At 62.0% G+C, this 4,994-nt stretch carries 5 protein-coding genes; 3 read left to right on the forward strand and 2 right to left on the reverse strand.

Features of this window, described 5'->3' with window-relative positions; all coding sequences use genetic code 11:
• Positions 1-334: 334 nt before the first annotated feature.
• The 3 genes from IB235_RS24355 to IB235_RS24365 are packed head-to-tail and all read left to right on the forward strand — an operon-like array spanning position 335 to position 3,016.
• Positions 335-658 carry a hypothetical protein gene (locus tag IB235_RS24355; RefSeq protein WP_225612612.1) on the forward strand — a complete coding sequence of 108 codons (324 nt, stop codon included), beginning with the start codon at positions 335-337 and terminating at the stop codon, positions 656-658.
• A 3-nt stretch (positions 659-661) separates the two neighbouring features.
• Positions 662-1,891 carry an HlyD family secretion protein gene (locus IB235_RS24360; RefSeq protein WP_192338950.1) on the forward strand — a complete coding sequence of 410 codons (1,230 nt, stop codon included), beginning with the start codon at positions 662-664 and terminating at the stop codon, positions 1,889-1,891.
• A gap of 21 nt (positions 1,892-1,912) precedes the next feature.
• Positions 1,913-3,016: a porin gene (locus IB235_RS24365; protein WP_192338952.1), complete on the forward strand. Its 1,104-nt coding sequence runs from the start codon at positions 1,913-1,915 to the stop codon at positions 3,014-3,016.
• 202 nt (positions 3,017-3,218) lie between these two features.
• Here IB235_RS24365 and IB235_RS24370 read toward each other — a convergent pair whose 3' ends face one another.
• Both IB235_RS24370 and IB235_RS24375 read right to left on the reverse strand, forming a co-directional pair.
• Entirely contained in the window at positions 3,219-4,124 is a 906-nt protein-coding gene (locus IB235_RS24370; RefSeq protein ID WP_192338954.1) for a DUF2950 domain-containing protein, read from the reverse strand.
• A partial coding sequence (locus IB235_RS24375; RefSeq protein WP_192338956.1) for a DUF3300 domain-containing protein occupies positions 4,121-4,994 on the reverse strand: 874 nt, incomplete at its 5' end. The genes IB235_RS24375 and IB235_RS24370, both read right to left, overlap by 4 nt.

Below are 4,994 nucleotides of genomic sequence, written 5' to 3' on the forward strand. Positions count from 1 at the left end.
GCGATCGTCTGGTCGAGGACCTGACCTTTCGTCAGATCCATCCCGATCTGATCGCCGCCATCGCCCGCGCCATCGGCCGGGTCGATCCCGGGCCGGGACGTGTCAGGCATCTGCGCCGCCCCCCGGCGCACTAACAGTGAGTTACATACCTGTGTTCGGCACCACGGCAGATTGTCGCTAAGACTGAGGTCACGCCCGTAAGCTGCCGGCAACCGGAGTCGTAAAAAGGACATACTGCTTGGCGACCGAGATTCGTACTGAGACTTTGTTGCATCCCGAAGCGGTGTCACATCTGCCTCCATACATTGCCCTGCCGGGGCAGACTGACTGGCTCATGATCGTGACCGGTATCTTTCTTGTCGTCGCGGTGGTTGGGATAGGGGTTTTTTATTTTAGACTGCACGCCCTGCCCGAGCACATGGCCCATCGCGGCCAGAAGGTGCAGTTCGAGATCGTCGCCGTGTTGGCGCTGATCGCGCTGTTCACCCATAACCATGCCTTCTGGATCGCGGGGCTGCTGTTGGCGATGATCCCGGTTCCCGATTTCAGCACGCCGCTCAGTTCGATGGCGCAGTCACTGGGCCGCATGGCCCCGCCCGCGCCACCCGAACCCGAACCCGCACCCACGGCCGAGGCCGACAAACCGGCGGAGGTCTGAGCCATGCTGGAACTGCTGCTTTGTTCAAGCGTCACCATCCTGCCCGATTACCTGTATCGCCGCTTTGCCCAAGGCAAACGCTTTGGTCGGGAAATCACGCTGTTCACCGTCTGGTACGAATTGCGCTGGGGCATCGTGTTGTGTCTGCTGCTGACCATCAGCCTGATCACCGCGATCTTCTATTTCCACCCCTCGACCAAATCCGCGACCTCGGTTTTTCGCACGGTCACCATCCTGCCGGAAACCAATGGCCGGGTGGCCGAGACCTTTGTCGACATCAACCAAAGCGTCAAACAGGGCGATCCGCTGTTCCGGCTGGACGATACCAGCCAGCGCGCCGCGGTTGAGACCGACCGCCGCGCCTTGGCCGAAATCGAGGCCGAGCTGAAGGTCGCGCAGATCCAGGTCCGCGAGGCGGATGGCCGCATCGCGCAGGCTCAGGGGATGCTGGCGCAAGCCACGGACGAATATGAGACCCGCAATGCCCTGCTCAAGCAGAACTCCAGCGCCGTCGCCCGCCGCGATGTCGAGCGTGCGCAGGTGCAGGTCGAAACCCAACAGGGCATGGTCGATGCCGCCATCGCCGCGCGGGATGCGCTGAAGGCCCAGGTCGAATTCCAACTGCCTGCCCGCAAGGCCAGCGCCGAAGCCGCCCTGCACGAAGCGCAGGTCGAGCTGGACAAGACGCTTGTGCTGGCAGGCACCGACGGGATCGTCCAGCAGTTCGCATTGCGGCCCGGCGATGTGGTCAACCCGATGCTGCGCCCAGCGGGTATCCTGGTGCCGCAGCGGCAGGTCACCGGTCTGATCGCCGGTTTTGGCCAGATTGAATCCCAGGTAATGAAACCCGGCATGATCGGCGAAGTCACCTGCGCCGCCAAGCCGTGGCAGGTGATTCCGATGGTGGTGACCGAAGTTCAGGACGTGATCGCCGCCGGTCAGATCCGGCCGACCGATCAACTGATGGACATGCAAAATCTGGTGCAGGGCGGCACGATCACCGTAATCATGGAGCCGCTGTTCGAAGGCGCGCTAGACGGGTTGCCGCAGGGTGCGACCTGCATCGCCAATGCCTATACCAGCAATCACGACAGGCTGGACGATCCCCATCTCGGGGGCTTCCAGCGTTTTACCCTGCATGCGATCGACACGGTGGGGCTGGTGCATGCGCTGATCCTGCGCATTCAGGCCATTCTGCTGCCGATCCAGACCCTTGTCCTGAAAGGACATTGAACCAGAATCGGAGAATGACACATGAAGACCAAGATCATGATCGTCGCGCCGGGACTGTGCCTTGCCGCGATGCCTGTCTGGTCCGAGGACCTGACCTTCACCCATCCCACGGGCGCGACGGCGACCTTTTACGGGCAGCTGAACATGACCTATCAGCGCGTCGATGACGGGGTGCAATCCTATGACGAGTTCGTCGACAACGGCAATTCGATCAGTCGCCTCGGCTTCTGGATCGATGTCCCGATGGGCGAGAACAAGCTGCGCTTCAACATCGAGACCGGTCTGGGCTTCAGGTCCACCTCAGAGACCAGCCAGCATGACGACGGCGACTGGATCGACTGGCAACGGACCGACCTGCGCAAGTTCGAGGGGGTCTATTCCGGCAATTTCGGCGCGATCTGGCTGGGTCAGGGCAGCATGGCGACCGATGGCGTGGCCGAGATCGACAATTCCGGCACCAGCCTTGCCGGCTATGTCAACCTGCCGGATGCCGCCGGCAGCTACGAATTCCGAGATGCAGACGCGCTGTCGGGTATCTCGGTGGGCGATGCGTTCAAGGATTTCGACGGCGCAAGGCGCTTCCGCATCCGCTATGATACCCCGAAATACAACGGTTTCATGGGCTCGGCGGCTTACGGCGAAGAAATCCTCGTCTCGGGTGATGATGCCACCTATTACGATATCGCCCTTCGCTATGGCTATGAAGGCGACGTCATCAAGGCCGATGCGGGGCTGGGCTATGCCTGGAAGGATTCCGATGACGGCGATACCGAGCAGCTGGTGGCCTCGACCTCGGTGGTGCACAGTCCGACCGGGCTGAATGCAACTCTGGCCATGGGCGATGGCGAGGATGACAGCGGCAATTACGGCTATGTGAAGCTGGGCTGGCTGGGCGAGGTGATCGCGCAGGGCAGCACGGCGGTCTCGATCGACTATTTCGAGGGCAATGACTATGTCGTCTCGGGCTCGGATTCCAAATCCTGGGGCGTGCAGGCGGTGCAGGGCTTCGACGACTACAACCTCGAGGCATATCTGGGCTACCGTGAATATGAGTTCGACGGCGATACCGGGGCGGAGTATCACGACCTGAGCGCCCTGATGCTGGGCGCGAGGTGGAAATTCTGATCACGTCACCCGAAGGGATCATCAAGCTGAACGATGCCCCACAGGCCGATTGAAACATGTGTCAAAGCCCGCTCTCCGGCCTGATTGGCGGAACACTGTCGTGTTGGTCCGACCGATTGTTTCTCGGGAAGATGGGGCGGGAGGTGTATGACCTTTCTGCGGGCATTGACCTTCTATGCCGCACCACCTGTGAAATGATCCGTCATTCCACAGGTACCCATTCTTCGGTCGGGTCGAAAAGCTCAATCTTTACGGCTTTTTCCAGCGTGTCTTCGCCCAGATCGGTCTGATAGACGATGCCGGGTTCGGCCACGATGAAGCTCATGATGCCGCTGTCGCCATAGGCCGCGGGATAGGCCACGATGGCATGGCCTGAAACCATGTTGCCATTGACCATGTAGCTATAGGCCCCGCCGGGTGCCGCCGGACCCTGACCCTGAAGGATGCGGAAATAGTAGCCCTCATAGGGTTCGGGTTCCCGGTCCTCTCCATCGCTGCTGAAGCCGGTGAAATTGGCACGGGCAAGACTTTCGTCAAAGGGACTGGGCGGCGAGTCGGGGTCGTCTGCCCAGAAAAGCCCGTCATGCTGGCCCGGCGTGGACAGGATCGACGCGGCGAACTCCATTACCCCGTCCCCGTCATAATCGGTCTGACGAAAGCTTGCCTGAACCTCATGGGCGCGGCGCAGCAGGCCGATGACCTCAAGCTCATTCCGACCGATGCGCCGTGCCAAAACCTCCTCGCGCGCGCTTTCGGCGTCAAAGCTCCAACCGGTGTCGCCTTTGACCAGATCGGCGGGAAAGGGCCACATCTCGCGCCCGGCCAGCAGCGTCATCCGGCCGTCGCCCGCGGGTTCCAGCCGGTGGATCGCATGCATGTCGTCAAGGAATTCGCGCCAAACCACGCGATCCTCTTCGGCGTCTCCGGTTGAGACCACGTCTTCGGCCTCGGGGCCGAAAATCTGCAGGACCGCCGCCTTGTCCTTGGCCTCAAGTGCCGTGACAAGTGCCGTGACCGCGGCCTCGGGCGTGTCGAAATATTGCGGCGCGGCCCAGGCACCCGGTGCCGTGCCGATGAGCAGGGCGAGTGTGGAAATGATGCGTTTCATCTTCTTCCTCCCCGACCGCCACCGTGTCCGCCCATGCTGCTGCGCCCGCGCTGGCTGGCTGCCGAGGGGTGTGGCCCGCTTGATTTCTTGAACGCGTTTGGACGGCTCTGGGTGGCGCGTGCCTTGGGCATCTTTTGCGCCGATGGCCGCGACGCTTGGCTCGCGCGCTGCCCCGAGGGGCGTGCGCCCGCGCTTGGCCGACTGGCTGCGGGCTTGGCCTGCCGCACCGGCTGCTTGCGGTTGGCGGCGGCCTGACCGGTCTTTTTCTTGGCGGCCTTGAGGTTGGCGGGCTGCGCCCCCGAGGCTTTGCGGGCCTCGATCTTTTTCTTGGCGGCATCGCGGCTTGCCGGGGTGGCCAGCGGCTTCTGGTTCGGCCGGTTACCTGCCCGCTCACCGACGGCCTGACGTGCGTCGCTCCGGTCAATCTGAGTGCGATCGGCTGCACCGATACTGACCCGTTCGCCGCCGCCGATCCGGTCGCGGTCTATATTGACGTTGTCGCGGTCGATATTGATATCGCCTCGTTCGATATTGCGGTCACCGCGATCGATGGTGATGTCGCCGCGATCCCAGTCGATATCGTCATCGACATCCCAGCCATCCCAATCGTCATCATCGAAGATCTCGTCAAGGATCACCGCACCGCCCAGCAGCACGCCGCCGGTCACCAGGATGTCGTCCCAGTCGGTGCCGTCGTCATAGCCGTAATTGTAGCCATAGTGGTAATTGGGCGTAGTCGAGGCAGGGATCGGGGTCGAATAGACCACATTGCTGTCATAGGTCGGGACATAGACCACGCCGGGATCTGCCGGGGCGATCTGGATCTTGTCATTGACCTTTTCGACCTTCTGGACCGGGCTATCGGCAAGA

It is taken from the genome of Paracoccus sp. PAR01 (assembly GCF_014851995.1).
Classification (GTDB): domain Bacteria; phylum Pseudomonadota; class Alphaproteobacteria; order Rhodobacterales; family Rhodobacteraceae; genus Paracoccus; species Paracoccus litorisediminis.

Excerpts from the sequence above, each read along its gene's own strand:
- IB235_RS24370 (WP_192338954.1), bottom strand. The coding sequence starts at position 4,124 with ATGAAACGCATCATTTCCACACTCGCCCTGCTCATCGGCACGGCACCG.
- IB235_RS24355 (WP_225612612.1), top strand. The coding sequence starts at position 335 with ATGATCGTGACCGGTATCTTTCTTGTCGTCGCGGTGGTTGGGATAGGG.
- IB235_RS24365 (WP_192338952.1), top strand. The coding sequence starts at position 1,913 with ATGAAGACCAAGATCATGATCGTCGCGCCGGGACTGTGCCTTGCCGCG.
- IB235_RS24360 (WP_192338950.1), top strand. The coding sequence starts at position 662 with ATGCTGGAACTGCTGCTTTGTTCAAGCGTCACCATCCTGCCCGATTAC.